The organism is Castellaniella sp. (assembly GCF_036379515.1).
Lineage (GTDB): Bacteria > Pseudomonadota > Gammaproteobacteria > Burkholderiales > Burkholderiaceae_B > Castellaniella.
Window position 1 is genome coordinate 22,237 of record NZ_DASVGN010000032.1, and the last position, 14,262, is coordinate 36,498.

General features: G+C 60.4%; 14 protein-coding genes. 10 read left to right on the forward strand and 4 right to left on the reverse strand.

Translation table 11 applies throughout. From position 1 onward, the window contains the following. Positions 1 to 5: 5 nt before the first annotated feature. From VF285_RS11400 to glpK, 4 genes are all read right to left on the reverse strand, one after another. A complete protein-coding gene (locus tag VF285_RS11400; protein ID WP_346952747.1) occupies positions 6 to 1,280 on the reverse strand; it encodes a purine-cytosine permease family protein in 1,275 nt (424 codons plus the stop codon). Between the two features lie 213 nt (positions 1,281 to 1,493). After that, positions 1,494 to 2,237, reverse strand: a complete 744-nt coding sequence (locus tag VF285_RS11405) for a lipoyl protein ligase domain-containing protein (protein WP_346952748.1) — start codon at positions 2,235 to 2,237, stop codon at positions 1,494 to 1,496. A gap of 7 nt (positions 2,238 to 2,244) precedes the next feature. Next, positions 2,245 to 2,715: a TM2 domain-containing protein gene (locus VF285_RS11410; protein ID WP_346952749.1), complete on the reverse strand. Its 471-nt coding sequence runs from the start codon at positions 2,713 to 2,715 to the stop codon at positions 2,245 to 2,247. Positions 2,716 to 2,807: 92 nt separating this feature from the next. Beyond that, entirely contained in the window at positions 2,808 to 4,301 is a 1,494-nt protein-coding gene (gene glpK, locus VF285_RS11415) for a glycerol kinase GlpK (RefSeq protein ID WP_346952750.1), read from the reverse strand. A 75-nt stretch (positions 4,302 to 4,376) separates the two neighbouring features. Here glpK and VF285_RS11420 point away from each other — a divergent pair, with 75 nt between their 5' ends. The 10 genes from VF285_RS11420 (at position 4,377) to cheY (ending at position 14,261) form a co-directional block, all read left to right on the forward strand. After that, positions 4,377 to 5,978: a glycerol-3-phosphate dehydrogenase/oxidase gene (locus VF285_RS11420; RefSeq protein ID WP_346952751.1), complete on the forward strand. Its 1,602-nt coding sequence runs from the start codon at positions 4,377 to 4,379 to the stop codon at positions 5,976 to 5,978. A gap of 346 nt (positions 5,979 to 6,324) precedes the next feature. Then, positions 6,325 to 6,651, forward strand: coding sequence for a flagellar transcriptional regulator FlhD (gene flhD / locus VF285_RS11425; protein ID WP_414648131.1), 327 nt, complete (start codon positions 6,325 to 6,327; stop codon positions 6,649 to 6,651). A gap of 5 nt (positions 6,652 to 6,656) precedes the next feature. Further along, positions 6,657 to 7,220: a flagellar transcriptional regulator FlhC gene (gene flhC / locus VF285_RS11430; RefSeq protein ID WP_346952752.1), complete on the forward strand. Its 564-nt coding sequence runs from the start codon at positions 6,657 to 6,659 to the stop codon at positions 7,218 to 7,220. 105 nt (positions 7,221 to 7,325) lie between these two features. Next, positions 7,326 to 8,195: a flagellar motor stator protein MotA gene (gene motA / locus VF285_RS11435; protein WP_346952753.1), complete on the forward strand. Its 870-nt coding sequence runs from the start codon at positions 7,326 to 7,328 to the stop codon at positions 8,193 to 8,195. A 9-nt stretch (positions 8,196 to 8,204) separates the two neighbouring features. Then, positions 8,205 to 9,236, forward strand: coding sequence for a flagellar motor protein MotB (gene motB, locus VF285_RS11440; RefSeq protein ID WP_346952754.1), 1,032 nt, complete (start codon positions 8,205 to 8,207; stop codon positions 9,234 to 9,236). A 2-nt stretch (positions 9,237 to 9,238) separates the two neighbouring features. Further along, positions 9,239 to 11,362 (forward strand): chemotaxis protein CheA, encoded by a 2,124-nt coding sequence (cheA, locus tag VF285_RS11445; RefSeq protein ID WP_346952755.1) that lies wholly within the window; start codon positions 9,239 to 9,241, stop codon positions 11,360 to 11,362. 33 nt (positions 11,363 to 11,395) lie between these two features. Beyond that, complete coding sequence (locus VF285_RS11450; RefSeq protein ID WP_346952756.1) at positions 11,396 to 11,893, forward strand: chemotaxis protein CheW; 498 nt, start codon at positions 11,396 to 11,398, stop codon at positions 11,891 to 11,893. 12 nt (positions 11,894 to 11,905) lie between these two features. Continuing rightward, positions 11,906 to 12,751: a CheR family methyltransferase gene (locus tag VF285_RS11455; protein WP_346952757.1), complete on the forward strand. Its 846-nt coding sequence runs from the start codon at positions 11,906 to 11,908 to the stop codon at positions 12,749 to 12,751. A 14-nt stretch (positions 12,752 to 12,765) separates the two neighbouring features. Further along, positions 12,766 to 13,830 carry a chemotaxis response regulator protein-glutamate methylesterase gene (locus VF285_RS11460; protein ID WP_346952758.1) on the forward strand — a complete coding sequence of 355 codons (1,065 nt, stop codon included), beginning with the start codon at positions 12,766 to 12,768 and terminating at the stop codon, positions 13,828 to 13,830. 47 nt (positions 13,831 to 13,877) lie between these two features. Further along, on the forward strand, positions 13,878 to 14,261 hold the full coding sequence (cheY, locus tag VF285_RS11465) for a chemotaxis response regulator CheY (RefSeq protein WP_346952759.1): 384 nt from the start codon (positions 13,878 to 13,880) through the stop codon (positions 14,259 to 14,261). Position 14,262: the final 1 nt, after the last annotated feature.

A 14,262-nucleotide genomic window follows, 5' to 3' on the forward strand; every position in this document is an offset into this window, starting at 1 on the left:
GGTGCTCAGGCTGTTTGAGCGGCGCGGGCTCGGGTGCGTGCGCTGGCTGCGGCGAGTACGAAGGTTGCAAGCAAGGTAGGAAGGGCGCTGCCGTATTGGGGAGCCCATTGAGCGAGCGCCTGGTAGAGGGCGATGCCCAGCACCCACAGCAAGGCTGGGGCCAGGTAGATTGCGCGTGGCGGTTCGGAAAGGCGGGAAGGGTGAGCCGCGACGGAGCCCAGGATGACACCGAAGAGGGGCACGAACACGGAGCTCAGGGTGAGCAGAAACGGTTCCAGACTGTGCATCGGCAAGATCATGGCGAAGACGATGGAGGCAATCGCCAATAGCGTGCTCCAGGTTTTGACGCTGAAGCGTGGCAACAGGCTTTGCGAGCACACAGACCCGGAGTACAAGTCGCCATAGGTATTGTCCAGTTCATCGATCAGGATGAGGCCCAGGGCAAGCAGACCGCCCTGTGCCAGCAGCAGCGCGCTCACCATGTCGACGTTGGGTCCTGTCACTGTAATGACCAGCACACCCAGGGCGTAGCACCAGATGTTCGCAATGGTGTATCCCAGCCAGGTGCCGCTGAACGCGCTGCGTGCGTTCGTGCCGTGGCGCGCGTAGTCGGCCACCAGCGGGAGCCAGGATACCGGCATGGCAATGACCAGATCCAGGGCCTGGAAGGTATTCATGCTGCCGTCACCGGCCCGTTGCCAGAGCGTTTGCAGGCCTTGGGCATCCAGCTTGAAGCCGAATTGGACGCTCAACCAGAGCAGCGACAGCACCACCAGCGGCAAGCCGACGCGGCTTACGATTCGGCGTACCAGCTTCACCATGGAGCCTCGCAGCAGCGCCAGGACGAGCAGGCCCCAGAAGAGTGTGGGGAGGATGAGGCCCGTATCGACGCCGAATGCCTGTCGGCCGATGGCACGGGTACCATCGCGCATGATGACGATCTCGAAGGTAGCCCAGCCCAGGAGCTGAATGACGTTGAGCAGAACGGGCAGGCGTGCGAAGCGTTGTCCGTAGACCGCGTGGATGATCCCCGCGCTGGAGAGGCCGCTGTCGCAACCCAGGCGGGCTACCCAGGCGAGCAGTCCGGCGCCAATGATGGAACCGACGACGACGGCCGCCAGTGCGTCGCGTGTTCCCAATGCAGGGACCAGATAGGCGCCCACCTGCATGACCAGCAGACCGACACCGAGGCTGAACCAGAGTGCGGTGTGGTCGCGCCATCCAAAAACGCGTTCGGATGCTGCGATGGAATCGGGAGATTGTGAAATGGAAGATGCCATGATGCGCCTGTCAAAAAAGCCAGGGAAGCAGGCGCATGCGACGGAAAGAGTCGCTGTGGCGAGCTGCTTTCCTGCGCGAGGATGATCTCAATCAGGTTCGAAGGGACTGTCTCAGCCGCCGGCGGGAAACCCGGGCGACACCCCTAGCGATGCTCGTTTGGTGAAACGAAGCCATTTTAGGGTTTGCTCGCTTTTTCGGCAAGAGGAGGACTGTCAGGTGAGAGACTGAGGCAAGGCTGTCTGATTTTCCAGCAGGGTGCTCAGCCGTTCTTCGAGCATGCATGCAAAGTGCGAGCGCTCAGAGGTGGGGCACTCGTGGTGCAGGGAAGCAACTTTATTGGCGTCGTAGCGTCGGCCGGAGGCCAAGGCGGCCTCGAGTCGATTGGCCTGAGCCGTCAGGGCTCGGGTGTCGCATTGCGCGAGAATCAGGGCGTGTACCAACCCGATCTGCGCGTCGGGGTCGCCTCCTGGCGCACGCCGCCAGACTTGCGCGGTCCCCGCGACTTTTCGGATGGGGTTGAGCAGAGCAAGGTTGTATCGGCCATCACAGAACGAACCTTCCACAGCTTGCGCACGCGTGTCGATGTGGAAGGTGCGCAAGGCTGCCTGAATGATCTGGCACAGATGCGCGTAGAGGGCGTTGGCGTAGTCCAGAGGTCGACCGCAGAAGCGCTGGGCGAGGCTCAGGTTGAGGATGCCCGGGCCTTGAGGCACGACACCGCCGCCCGACTGCCGCACGTGGACAGGCCAGCCTTCCTGCTCGAACCGGGCTTGCATCTCCAAGAAGCCGGGGCGGGTCCTGTAGGTTCGCGGCACGACCAGCCCTGGTGGGGCTTGCCACAGGCAGCAGATCGGCCCGCTGGCCGCCAGCGTCAGGAGCGGCTCGTCTGCCAGAGGGCCTCGCACGAGGTCGGGGGGCTGGGGCAACAAGCGGTATGACGCAGTAAGGGCTGGCACGTGGATCTCAGGACAGTTGTGTTGCCGAAAATGTCTCTTCATCCATGAAAAGGTAGCGAATGGCGTCGATCAAGCCGATCAGGGCTGCCAGCGGTACGAAGGCCCAGGCAATGATCAGCACGACGATTCCCCAGCCGAGCTGCCCCAGATAGAAACGGTGGATGCCGAGCCAGCCCAGGAAAAGGGCCAGCAGGATGGCGATGCGACGTTGGGTGGCTGGTTGCCCCAGTCCGTTGCGTTGCGCGCGCAAGATCCACAGGCTGGCTGGGACGGTCAGGGCGACCGCCAGCACGACCTTGCCGATGTGGGCGTGCAGATAGGCCGAGAGAAAACCGAACAGCTCACCAAAGTTCTGGATCAGTACGCCGGTGACTGATGAGATCCAGGCGAAAAGATCATGGAATGCCGCTTCTCCGAAGCTCAGCGCAAGCAGGATCACCAGAAAGATTGCGACGATCAGGATCAGGTTCTTCAGCATGGATGCTCCGCAGATACGCCCGCCGACGTGAGGTCGGCGCGTGGTTCCATTCTATCGGGTGGCTGGTGCAAGCGGTTTCGTCATGCTGCGTTTCAGCGTGTGCAGGCTTGTCGAACGGCGTGATCCCACGCTGCCAGGCGCTGTGCCGCCTCGTCGCGCGAAAGAGCCGGATCGAACTGGCGTTCGACGCGCCAGAGCGATTCCAGTTCGCTGACATCGGCATAGACGCCTGTCTGCAGGCCCGCCAGCAACGCGGCGCCGAGCGCCGTGGTTTCGACCATGGTGGGCCGCAAGATCGGGATTCCCAACAAGTCGGCCTGGAATTGCATCAGCAAGTCGTTGACGCAGGCACCTCCGTCGACGCGGAGATCGGCCAAGGGGTTTGCACCGGCCGCTTGAGCGTCGCGGCTCATGGCGAGCAGCAGAGCTGCGCTCTGGTAGGCAATGCTTTCGAGTGCGGCACGTGCGATGTGGGCGATGGTACTGCCTCGAGTGAGGCCGGTAATGGTGCCCCGTGCCTGAGGGTCCCAGATGGGGGCGCCTAGCCCGGTAAATGCGGGGACGAAAAACACCCCTCCGGAATCGGGTACGCTGCTGGCGAGGGCCTCGATGTCACTGCTGTGGACAAAGGCCCGCAGACCATCGCGCAGCCACTGCACCACGGCGCCACCGACGAAGACGCTGCCTTCCAGGGCGTAGGCGGGATTCGTGTCCGTTTGCGCGGCGCTCGTCGTGAGCAAGCCGTTGTTCGACGTATGAAATTGGTCACCCGTGTGCATCAGCATGAAGCAGCCTGTGCCATAGGTGTTCTTGGCCATTCCAGGGTGAAAGCACGCCTGGCCGAATAATGCGCTTTGCTGGTCGCCCGCCACCCCGCCGATGGCGATCGAGTGTCCCAGCAAGGCCTCCGCCGTGCGCCCGAAGTCAGCCGAGGAGCACAGGATTTCAGGCATCATCGCGCGTGGGATTTCGAATGCGTCGAGCAGTTCTGAGTCCCAGGTGTTGCGGTGCACGTCCATGAGCATGGTGCGCGACGCATTGCTCACGTCTGTCACGTGTCTGTGCCCTCGCGTGAGCTGCCAGACCAGCCAGCAATCCACCGTGCCAAACAGAAGATCTCCTGCCTCGGCGCCTTGGCGAGCTCCGGGGACGTGATCGAGAATCCATTTCAGCTTGGTCGCCGAAAAATATGCGTCGATACGCAGGCCCGTACGGTCCAGGATCATGGGCTCCAGTCCCTGTTCACGCAGGGCGGTGCAGGTGGGTTCCGCGCGCCTGTCCTGCCAGACGATGGCAGGGTGAACAGGCTCGCCGCTGTGTCGGTCCCATACGATCGTGGTTTCGCGCTGGTTGGTGATGCCCAGAGCCTGAATGTCGCGGGCCGACACGCGCGCCCGTTGGAGCGCCTCCTTGATGGTGTCGCGCTGCGTGTGCCAGATTTCCATCGGGTCATGCTCGACCCAGCCTGGCTGGGGATAGTATTGAGTCAGTTCGCGTTGCGCCAGCCCCACGATGCGCCCCAGCCTGTCGAACACGATGCTGCGAGTGCTGGAGGTGCCCTGGTCCAGGGCGAGCAGGTAGGTCATGGTGGCTCCCAGGTTCTGTAAGCGAATAGAATGCCGGAAAAGTTCCCGCTGTGGGGGCATTCATAGTGCCGGAAAATGAATCAGTCTGCCTTGCCACCTCTTTCTACCGACCGTTCACGGCTATTGGCCGATTTGCGCGCATTGCAGATGGTGGACGTCATCGTGGTTGGCGGGGGGGCCAGTGGTTTGGGGGTGGCGCTCGACGCGCGCTTGCGTGGCCTGTCGGTGCTTTTGTTGGAGTCCAATGATTTTGCCGGCGGAACCTCCTCACGTGCCACCAAATTGGTACACGGGGGCGTGCGGTATCTGGCGCAGGGCGACATTGGCCTGGTCCGTGAAGCGCTCCATGAACGTCAGGCGTTGTTGGCCAATGCGCCCCATCTGGCGCAGCCGCTCGCCTTCGTCATGCCCGCATACCGAGTCTGGGAGGCGCCGTTCTATGGCACCGGGCTGAAACTCTACGATGTCCTGGCGGGCAAGGCCAGCCTGGGGCCAACCCGCTGGTTGGGACGCTCGGGAGTGCGGGATCATCTGCCCGGCATCAATACCAAGGGCTTGTTCGGTGGCGTGCGCTATTGGGATGGTCAGTTCGATGATGCGCGGCTGGCGCTGACGCTTGCGCGTACGGCGGTAGCTCAGGGGGCCTTGGTCGCCAATTACTGCGCTGTGACCGAAGTGCTGCACGCGCAAGGGCGGGTGTGTGGCGTGCGCTGGCGCGACACCCTGGACGCGGGAGCGACCGGAGGCGAAGTGCGTGCACGTTGTGTCATCAATGCTGCCGGGGTCTGGGTGGACGATATTCGTCAGATGGATGATCAGGCAGCCGGCAGGCCGACTCGCCCCATGGTGGCCCCAAGTCAAGGCGTGCATCTGGTGGTGGACCGGTCTTTTTTGCCGGCGCAAGAGGCGCTGCTCGTGCCGCACACGCGGGATGGCCGTGTGTTGTTCGCGGTCCCCTGGCTGGGGCACGTCATTTTGGGCACGACCGATACGCCGCGCCACGATGCAGTACGTGAACCACAGGCCTTGCCTGAAGAAGTTTCCTTCATTCTGACCGAGGCGGCGCGTGTGCTCGCGCGCGCTCCACGTCGTGAAGATGTGCTCAGTCTCTGGGTCGGCCTGCGGCCGTTGGTCCGGCCTTCAGATGACGATGACGACACCAAGACCATCAGTCGCGAGCACACAGTGCGCGTGAGCCCCGCAGGGCTCGTCACCGTCACAGGAGGCAAGTGGACCACCTACAGGGCCATGGCCGAAGACGTGTTGCAACGCTGCGTTCGGGCCAATCTGCTCGACGCGTTGCCGCCGTCCCGCACGTGGCGGTTTCCGCTAGTGGGAGCTCCGGCTGCCGGAGCGGCACGAACGCCGCTCACGGCACCGCCTGGGATACAGGCTTATGGGACCGAGGGGGCCTATGTCGAGACTTTGCCTGGCGCCCGCGATAACTTGGCGCTCGGCCTGACACAGGCCATGGTGCGTTTTGCCGTTCGCCACGAATACGCGCGCACGGTAGAAGACGTACTGGCGCGCCGCCACCGCATGTTGTTCCTGAATGCCGCACAGGCGATCGCTCAGGCGCCAGTTGTGGCAAAAATCCTACAAGAAGAGCTGGGAACTGACGGTGATCTGAATGGGTTTTTAGCCCTGGCGAAGCACTATCGCACAGTTCCCGGTTAAAGTCGCTGCCGAAGCGCACTCCCCTGATAGAGGCTTGAGTCTTCAGGGTTTGGGCCGTGTGATCTGCGGTTTCAGCGTCTTAGGCTTTTCTGAATTTGACATTGATATAAGTCACTGTTACTTACACCATTGTCCATGTTCATGTCTGAAGTAACAGCGTAAAACAAGAATTCTCGCGATATACTCTCATAGTCGTTGCAAAGTTTGCATAGAAATGTATTTATTTATGCAAATTGTGAATATAATGACAATTCTGTTGTAACAATAATATTCACTATCCATACGGCAGATGGCTCTGTTTGCGGCTCGCCCATCCCCCGCTAAAAACGATTTGCGAGAGGTTCTCATGTCCCTGTCACACCCCGATTCAGCTTTGCTGAATGATATTCGCGAAGTGAATTTGTCGTATCTGATGCTTGCTCAGCGCTTGCTGCGCGAGAACCTGGCGGCAGGGATGTTCAGGCTGGGTTTCGACGCCGACGTGGCAGAAATCCTCATGGGCCTGTCGCCGGCGCAGATCGTAAAGCTTGCAGGGTCAAATTCTGTGCTCTGCGCCTTCCGGCTGAACGATGCGCAACTGCTGACGTCTCTGACGCACGATGTGCTGGGTGGGGTGCTTCAGCAGGCTCATTCCACGATCCTGATGGCCCGACGTGAATCCGTGAGTGCCTGAAGCCCATGAGCACCAAAAGCGTATCCCTCGAAGCCGACGATATCCTGTTGGCGACGGACATGGTCCGATTAGGGGCAAGGCTGCAGGTGCTGCAGGCCGAGACATCCCTGAGCTACGATCGTCTGGCACGTCTTTACCGCGAAATTCGCGGCGTGTCGCCTCCCAAAGGCATGCTGCCTTTTTCGGTCGACTGGTTCATGACGTGGTTGCCGAACATTCATTCCAGCCTGTTCTACAGCATCTACCGATACATGGATACGTTCACGCCCGCCAAGAAGGCGCGGGCGCTGGTCGAAGCCTATCGTCTGTATCTTGAGCAATCCTCCGTGGGGTTGCCGCCGGGTGACTCCCCGTCCGAGCCGGTACTGAGCTTCACCCGGGCCTGGATGTTGCTGCGCTTCTTCGATGGCGGGCTGGTTCAGCTGGTGCGCTGTGAGCAATGCGGCGGGCAGTTTGTGGCGCACGCCCACTCTCTCGAGGCCGGCTTTGTGTGTGCAATCTGCAAGCCGCCACCCAGGGCCGGCAAGACACGGTCGCAACGCAAGGCAAGTCACGCCGTCCATTCGTAGGCAGGTAGAACGCCGATCTGTACACAAAAAACCCTGTTGAGCCAGGTTTTTAGTGAGGCAGAAACGGGCGATGATTAGCGACAATTGTTTCAATGGGGCGGGTGCGTGTTCATCATCCTGGGTTATTTAGTCGTTATCGCTTCAATCCTCATCAGCTACACGGCGGTGGGGGGGCACTTGGGCGCGCTGTACCAACCGTTCGAGTTCCTGCTGATTGGTGGTGCAGCACTGGGTGCGTATATAGGCGGCAGCAACAGCTCTTCCATCAAGCTGCTGTTGCAGGCGGTGCCCAAGACCTTCAAGCGCAACCCATATGGCAAGCCGCTTTACATGCAGCTGCTGGCCCTCATGTACACGATGCTGAACAAGGCGCGTCGTGACGGCCTGATGTCCATCGAGGCCGACATCGAAGATCCGTCTGCCAGTGCCATCTTCGGGCAGTACCCGCAGGTACAGAAGGACGCGAAGCTCATGGAGTTCCTGACCGATTACCTGCGCATCATGATCAGCGGCAACATGAATTCGTTCGAAATCGAAACGCTGATGGATCAGGAAATCGAGGCGCTGCACAACGAACACAACACGCCGATCAATGCCGTCCGGGCGGTGGCCGATGGCCTGCCTGCGTTCGGTATCGTGGCAGCCGTGCTCGGGGTGGTCAAGGCGCTGGCTGCGGTGGACCAGCCACCGGCTGTGTTGGCCCACCTGATTTCCGAAGCCATGGTCGGAACGTTTCTGGGTATTTTGCTCTCCTACGGTTTCGTGGCGCCGTTTGCCTCGTCCGTAGAGCGCCAGTCGGTGGCGGCGATCAAGGTGCTGGAGTGCATCAAGGTGACCTTGTTGGCCAGCATGAATGGCTATCCGCCGCCCTTGGCGGTCGAATTCGGACGCAAGGTACTGTTCTCGACCGTCAGGCCTTCGTTTGCCGAGCTCGAAGAGCACGTGCGGCAGACCAAGGCAGCGGCCAAAGGCTAAAGGGGCGTCATGGCCAAGCAAGAACACGGCCGGGTCGTCGTGCGCCGTAAGCGCGCATACGGCGAGGCGCATCATGGCGGCAGCTGGAAGATTGCTTATTCCGACTTCATGACCGCGATGATGACCTTTTTCCTGGTCATGTGGTTGTTGCTGCTCGTGCCCAAGAAGAATCTGGAAGGCATTGCCCAATATTTCCGCATGCCGCTTGCAACGGCAGTGACCGGCGGGCCCAAGATGGACAACAGCAAGTCGCAGATTCCTGGAGGGGACCCCAGCGTGGTTCCGAACCCGTACCTGGCCCCCACTGTTGGCCAGGATCAGGATCCGGCCGACCGCCAGGACCTCGAAAACCTGGAAGATCTGAAGGCGCAGCTCGAGAACCTGATCGAGCACAACCCGGTGCTGAAGCAGTTCCGCCCGCAGTTGTTGCTCGACATGACACCCGATGGCTTGCGCATTCAGATTCTGGACCAGCAGAACCGGCCCATGTTCACGACCGGAAGCGCAGTGGTGCAGCCCTATATGCGCGCCATCTTGCGTGAGCTGGCCCCGCCCATCAATCATCTCGACAACTCCATCACCTTGTCCGGTCATACGGATGCCACGCCTTATGCGATGGGAGATCGCAGTTACAGCAATTGGGAATTGTCTGCAGATCGAGCCAACGCCGCGCGTCGTGAGCTGGTGGCGGGTGGGCTGGTGGAACACAAGGTCAAGCGCATCCTGGGGCTGGGGGATACGGTCGACCTGATTAAGGATGATCCACTGGCTGCCGTTAACCGGAGAATCAGCATCCTGGTGCTTAATCGGCAGGCTGAGCGGCGCATCGATGAACAGAACGCGGCGGGCAATACGATTGACATTCGCCAGCGACTGCGTCAATTGGGGAACCCGGCGCCGGATGCTGCGCCAGCGGGCGTGACCAAGCCGGCCAGTGAGAGTGGTGCCATCACGACGCAGCCTGCGGAGGGGAGCACCGCGCCGGCAAACGGGCAATCAGCTGGGCAGGTGAACGAAAGGGCTAACGGGAACAAGGATTGATCATGAGTGCTGGTGTAGATCTGAGCGAATTCTTCGACACCTTCTTCGACGAGGCGGACGAGCTGCTGACCAACATGGAGCGGCAGCTCATGGACCTGGATCTGAGCCATCCCGATCCAGACCACCTGAACGCCATTTTTCGCGCGGCGCATTCCATCAAAGGCGGGGCAGGTACTTTTGGCTGCTTTGACGAACTGGCCAAGACTACCCACCTGCTTGAAAACCTGCTGGACCTGATACGGCATGGCGAACTACTGCTGCGCCAGGACATGATCGACCTATTTTTGGAAACCAAAGACGTGCTGACAGACCAAGTGGCAGCTTATCGCGATTCGGGGAAACCGGATCAGGCTGCTTACAAACGCATTTGTGCACAGCTGCGCCAGTTGGCCGATGAGCACCAGAATGGCCTGTCAGTCCCTCAGCCAGCCGCCGTTGTGCCGGCACCCGTCGAGGCTGCCCCGATCGAGGCCGTGCCCGTGTCCGCAAATGATCCCAGCCTGCCTGTGTGCGTCCGGGTTTGTGACATTCACGAAAAGGACGTAGAGCCGCTGTCCAACGAGATGGCACTCATGGGTGAGATCCTGTACCGTGAACATCAGGGCGGAAACCTGGCTCTGTGGCTGAAGACGAGCACCAGCGAACAGGATCTCGAAGCGGTCTGCTGCTTCGTCGTCAATGCCGATCAGGTTCAAGTTGCAAGGGCTGCGCTTCCTGCAAACGCCCAGCCTGCCGCTGCAAGCGCGCCAACCGTGGCTGCGCCTACCGCCGTGGCGCCTGCTGTCGCTCGAGAGCCCGTGCCAGTTGTGGCGCAAGTGGTTGCGCAGACGGTGACAGATGACACCGAGCTGCAGGCGGCCCCGTCTCCCGCAAGCGCCACTGGTGTTCCCGGCAAGTCCGGTGAAACAGAAAAGCCGGCTCACCCGTCGACACACCACAAAGAAAGCGGCACGATACGGGTGGGCGTCGAGAAGGTCGACCAGATCATCAACCTGGTAGGTGAACTCGTCATCACCCAAGCCATGCTGGTGCAGACTTCGCAGTCGTTGGACCCAGTCCTGCATGACCGGCTGCTCAACGGAATCGAGCAACTCGAACGCAACGCCCGCGACCTGCAAGAGGCCGTCATGTCCATTCGCATGATGCCCATGGATTACGTGTTCAGCCGCTTTCCGCGCGTGGTGCGCGAGAACGCTGCCAAGCTGGGCAAGCGTATCCGGCTTGTGACGCAGGGGCAGGCCACCGAACTCGACAAGAGCCTCATCGAGCGCATCATCGATCCTTTGACTCACTTGGTGCGCAACAGCCTGGATCATGGCATCGAGACGCCCGAGGTCCGCGTGGCCAAGGGCAAGGACCCCGAAGGCACCCTCACGCTGTCGGCCCAGCACCACGGCGGCCAGATCGTGATCGAGGTCAATGACGATGGCGGTGGCCTGAACCGTGAAAAAATCCTGAAGAAGGCGTTGCAAACGGGGTTTCCAGTTTCCGAGTCCACGCCTGATGAAGAATTGTGGCAATTGATCTTCGCTCCGGGCTTTTCCACGGCAGACAAAGTGACCGACATTTCAGGGCGCGGTGTAGGCATGGATGTGGTTCGTCGCAACATTCAGAGCATGGGAGGCCACATCCAGCTGTCCTCACGGGTTGGCGAAGGCACGACGACGCGCATCGTGTTGCCGCTGACCTTGGCAATCCTGGACGGCATGTCCGTCAAGGTCGGAGCAGAGACTTTCATTCTGCCGTTGAACCACGTCACCGAATCCATGCAGCCCAGTACGGAGCAGATTCATCGCATCTCCGATACGGAACAGATGCTGCACGTGCGGGGCGAATACCTTCCTATCGTGGCCTTGCACGACGTCTTTGGCGTGAAGGGGGCCGAAACGGATCTGACGCGGGCCATCGCAGTCATCCTGCAGGCCGAGGACGTGCGCTTTGCTTTGGTGGTGGATCACCTCATTGGTCAGCATCAGGTCGTGGTCAAGAACCTCGAAACCAACTACCGCAAGGTGCCCGGCATTTCGGCTGCTACCATTCTGGGGGATGGCAGTGTTGCCCTCATTGTGGATGTGTTTGCGCTGCGTCTGACGGCCTCCCGCCCCCCCTTGGGCGCTGCAGCCTGACTTCGCGCCTTCTCTCGTCTTTCGGAGCTTTTCATGAATATCACGGATATCAAGCAGGATCAGGTCGAGACTCAGGGCAGGGAGTTTCTGGTCTTTACCTTGGCGGATCAAGAATACGGGATCGACATCCTGAAAGTGCAGGAAATCCGCGGCTATGACAGTCAAGCGGTGACGCGTATTGCCAATGTGCCGTCTTTCGTCAAGGGTGTGACCAATCTGCGTGGTGTGATCGTTCCCATCGTCGACCTGCGTATGAAGTTCAACATGGAGCACGTCGAATACAACGCCCAGACGGTGGTCGTGATCCTGAACGTCCGCTCGCGTGTCGTGGGGGTGGTGGTCGACGGCGTATCCGACGTACTGATTTTGCAGCCCTCGCAAGTGAGTGCACCGCCACAGTTCGGTTCGGCGTTTTCCACCGAGTACCTGACTGGCATCGGGACCGTGGGCGACCGCATGCTGATTCTGGTCGATATTGAACGGCTCATGACCAGCGAAGAAATGTCGCTGGTTGAAAGTGCGGTGGCCTGATCGGACCCCCAGATGCCGCGTGATTCGACAGCAGTCTCGTATTTTGCGCAGCCTGTGCTGCCGCAGGTGGAGCCTGCCGATCTGTCGCGGGCGATTCAGATGTTGCACCGGCATACGGGCATCGTGCTGGGCGACCACAAACGGGACATGGCGGCACGCACCCTGGGGATGCGTACGCATCACGCGGGCCTTGCGTCCGTGCGTGCGTACCTGGATTTTCTCGAGCACAATCCCTTGGCCGACGAATGGGATCGTTTCGTCAGTGCCTTCACCATCAATCACACGGCCTTTTTCCGCGAACCCCACCATTTCGGCATTTTGGCCGATTTTGCTCGCTCGCGCGCCCGGCCCGTTTCGGTATGGTGCTGTGCCAGCTCCACCGGAGAAGAGCCCTACACCTTGGCCATGACGCTGCATGATGCCTGCGGTCAGTCCGAGGCGGCCGTGTCGGTGCTCGCAACCGATATCGATGCCCAGGTGGTCGCACAGGCGAAAAAAGGCGTGTACACGCTCGACAGAATCAAGCCTGTCCCTGTTGAATTTTTGAGGCGGTATTTTTTGCGGGGCGCGGGCCGCCAGGCGGGCATGGTTCGCGTCAAGCCCCTGATTCGCAATCTGGTGACTTTTGATGAGCTGAATCTGGTCGCACCCAGCTGGCCGATCAACCAGAAGTTCGATGCGATCTTCTGTCGCAACACCATGATTTACTTTGACAAGCCCACACAGTCGAAGATCCTCGAGCGCTTCGTCACCTTGCTCAAGCCGGGGGGCTTGCTGTTTGCGGGACATTCCGAGAATTTCACTTATCTGACGAAGGCCTTGCACCTCGAAGGGCAGACCGTGTATTCCGTCGCGTGAAAATGTAGGTAGCCATGAATCCAACCAAGAAAATTCGTGTGCTGTGCGTGGATGATTCCGCGCTGGTGCGCAGCCTCATGACCGAGATCATCAACGAGCAGCCCGATCTCGAAGTTGTCGCCACGGCGCCCGATCCCATTATTGCCCGCGAGCTCATCAAGCAACACAACCCCGACGTACTGACGCTCGACGTCGAAATGCCCCGCATGGACGGGCTGGATTTTCTCGAGCGTCTGATGCGCTTGCGACCCATGCCGGTCGTCATGGTGTCATCTCTGACCGAGCGCAATTCGGACATCACTCTGAAGGCGCTGGAGCTGGGGGCGGTGGATTTCGTCACCAAGCCAAAATTGGGGCTGCGAGATGGCTTGATGGATTATGCCGCCACGATTGCCGACAAGATTCGCGCTGCGGCGCAGGCCCGCCTGCGTCCTCGTGCGGCCCATCCCGAAGGGACAGTGCGCCCGCGCCTGCTTGGAAACTTCTCGACGACAGAAAAGCTTATCTTGATCGGTTCGTCCACGGGTGGTACCGAAGCGATTCGCCACGTGCTCGAACCCTTGCCGGCCAATAGCCCGGCTATCCTGATCACGCAGCATATGCCGGCTGGGTTCACGCGCTCTTTCGTGCAGCGGCTCGATGGCCTGTGCGCCGTACAGGTGCACGAGGCCGAAGACGGCGAGCGGGTGCTGCCGGGCCATGTGTACCTGGCACCGGGCGGCATCGCGCATATGAAGCTTGCCCGATCCGGCGCCAATTACGTGGTCAAGCTCGAGTACAGTGATCCTGTCAATCGGCATCGGCCTTCCGTGGACGTGTTGTTCCATTCCGCCGCGCGCGTCGCTGCAGGGAATGCGATCGGGGCTATTCTCACGGGCATGGGCAAGGATGGTGCCCAGGGTTTGCTGGCCATGCGCCAGGCGGGCGCTCAGACCTTTGCACAGGATGAAGCCAGTTGCGTCGTGTTTGGCATGCCGCGAGAAGCACTTGCCATCGGGGCGGCCGCAGAGGCGGTGCCTCTCGATGAGATGGCGGCGCGGCTGTTGCAGAGTGCGGGTGCCTACGGCCATCGCGTATAACCGGGACTCCACCCCGCCCTTTGGAAAATTTATCGGAGAGTGAATTCGTGGTAGAGAAAACAATCAAGATTCTGGTCGTGGATGATTTCCCGACCATGCGCCGCATCATCAAGAACCTGCTCAAAGACCTGGGCTATGAGAATGTCGATGAGGCAGAAGATGGCGCCATGGGGTTGGAGAAGTTGCGCAACGGCGGGTTCGACTTCGTCGTTTCAGACTGGAACATGCCCAATATGGACGGCCTGACCATGTTGCAGAACGTCCGGGCCGATCCCGCTTTGGCCAAGCTGCCCGTGCTCATGGTGACGGCCGAAGCCAAGAAAGAAAACATCATCGCGGCCGCTCAGGCGGGGGCCAGTGGCTACGTGGTCAAGCCCTTTACGGCTGCCATCCTCGAGGAAAAACTGAACAAGATTTTTGAAAAGCTCTGAG

Bases quoted from the DNA above. Each gene is read 5' to 3' on its own strand.
- VF285_RS11400 (WP_346952747.1), bottom strand. From the start codon at position 1,280: ATGGCATCTTCCATTTCACAATCTCCCGATTCCATCGCAGCATCCGAA.
- VF285_RS11410 (WP_346952749.1), bottom strand. From the start codon at position 2,715: ATGCTGAAGAACCTGATCCTGATCGTCGCAATCTTTCTGGTGATCCTG.
- glpK (WP_346952750.1), bottom strand. From the start codon at position 4,301: ATGACCTACCTGCTCGCCCTGGACCAGGGCACCTCCAGCACTCGCAGC.
- VF285_RS11420 (WP_346952751.1), top strand. From the start codon at position 4,377: ATGAATCAGTCTGCCTTGCCACCTCTTTCTACCGACCGTTCACGGCTA.
- flhD (WP_414648131.1), top strand. From the start codon at position 6,325: ATGTCCCTGTCACACCCCGATTCAGCTTTGCTGAATGATATTCGCGAA.
- flhC (WP_346952752.1), top strand. From the start codon at position 6,657: ATGAGCACCAAAAGCGTATCCCTCGAAGCCGACGATATCCTGTTGGCG.
- motB (WP_346952754.1), top strand. From the start codon at position 8,205: ATGGCCAAGCAAGAACACGGCCGGGTCGTCGTGCGCCGTAAGCGCGCA.
- cheA (WP_346952755.1), top strand. From the start codon at position 9,239: ATGAGTGCTGGTGTAGATCTGAGCGAATTCTTCGACACCTTCTTCGAC.
- VF285_RS11450 (WP_346952756.1), top strand. From the start codon at position 11,396: ATGAATATCACGGATATCAAGCAGGATCAGGTCGAGACTCAGGGCAGG.
- VF285_RS11455 (WP_346952757.1), top strand. From the start codon at position 11,906: ATGCCGCGTGATTCGACAGCAGTCTCGTATTTTGCGCAGCCTGTGCTG.
- VF285_RS11460 (WP_346952758.1), top strand. From the start codon at position 12,766: ATGAATCCAACCAAGAAAATTCGTGTGCTGTGCGTGGATGATTCCGCG.